Origin of the sequence: Streptomyces niveiscabiei (assembly GCF_001419795.1) — a bacterium.
Taxonomy (GTDB): domain Bacteria; phylum Actinomycetota; class Actinomycetes; order Streptomycetales; family Streptomycetaceae; genus Streptomyces; species Streptomyces niveiscabiei.
In genome coordinates this window covers 1-1,037 of record NZ_LIRL01001239.1, presented here as the reverse complement: position 1 = coordinate 1,037, position 1,037 = coordinate 1, and the positions used below count along the sequence as shown (strand labels likewise).

Sequence of the window (1,037 nt, the reverse complement as noted above, 5' to 3'; positions counted from 1 at the left end):
CCCCCCTCCCCCCCCGCATAGACGCAGCTGCAAGTCGAAGACGCAGGATCAGTGCTGCTTCCCGACTCAGGAGACCACTCGATCCAACGCGTGCGGCCTGTCGTCTACGTCTGCGTCCGAGCGTGGCGCGGGGGACAGATTGCTGAAGTCGGCGACAGCGACCGCGGCGGTCACCTCTTGCCAACGCGATCGCCCTCCGCGTCACCGCAGCGTGGATCTGCGAGAACTGACAGGAGCCGGTATGCCAGCCAGCACCCCACAGGGTCCGACACCGAGCCAGACATGGCGGCGTCCACCGACACCCTGGCAAGGCAAGCACCGTGTTGGTCGAGATCGACGAGCAGGTCGAGCGGGCGCTTCACCGTCCACTTACCGCTCACAAGCGGAGAAGAATAGGAGTACCTTTTGGTACCAGAGAGGGTGTGAGCATGAGAATCACAGAGGAAGCCCGCGGTCGGACAACCCGTACGACAGCTCCGTTGAAGGTCGATGCGGCCATAGACGAGCTGATCGCGGATGGCGCCCACTTTCTGGGGATGACGAAGAAAGACCTGGTCGCCGAGGCCGTCCGAACCTACTTGGAGATCCGCCGTGAGGAGGTTCGGGCCAGCATGCTGGAGAAGATGCGCAAGCTGGACGGATCCGTGGAATCGAGCGTCTCGCTGCTCACCGGGCTGTCACCGGAGCGGATCAAGGAACTCGGCGGAGTGGGCGGGGACGACTGACCCGTGCAGCCCGCTCGACCCACACTCCGCACACTCCGCGAGGACTTGAAACTACCGCTGCCGTCAGCCCTGAAGCCGCTCGACGAACTGGATCATCCGATCTTGGCCAAGGCCCGGGAACACTTCGCCGACGACGGGGCCGGCCATGAGCGCATCCGCTCGATCGACGATGAGGTGCTCTTCAAGGTCAAGGTCCAACGCTGGCGCGGAGCGGTCTGGACCGACGAGGATCTGCCCTGGCTCATCGCTGCCGGGCAACGGGAGGACGGGTCACCAGACGACTTCTACTCAGCTCTGGAGACGACCGCGAGG

Annotated in this window: 1 protein-coding gene and 1 pseudogene; both read left to right on the top strand. The window is 64.4% G+C overall.

What is annotated here, in order from left to right; genetic code table 11:
- The first annotated feature begins 536 nt into the window (after positions 1-536).
- Positions 537-725, top strand: a complete 189-nt coding sequence (locus tag AOK24_RS51945) for a hypothetical protein (RefSeq protein WP_240554394.1) — start codon at positions 537-539, stop codon at positions 723-725.
- A gap of 45 nt (positions 726-770) precedes the next feature.
- Positions 771-1,037 (top strand): annotated as a pseudogene (locus AOK24_RS42555) (hypothetical protein); the annotation flags it as partial.

Coding starts and splice junctions, on each gene's coding strand:
- AOK24_RS51945 (WP_240554394.1), top strand. CDS start 537: ATGACGAAGAAAGACCTGGTCGCCGAGGCCGTCCGAACCTACTTGGAG.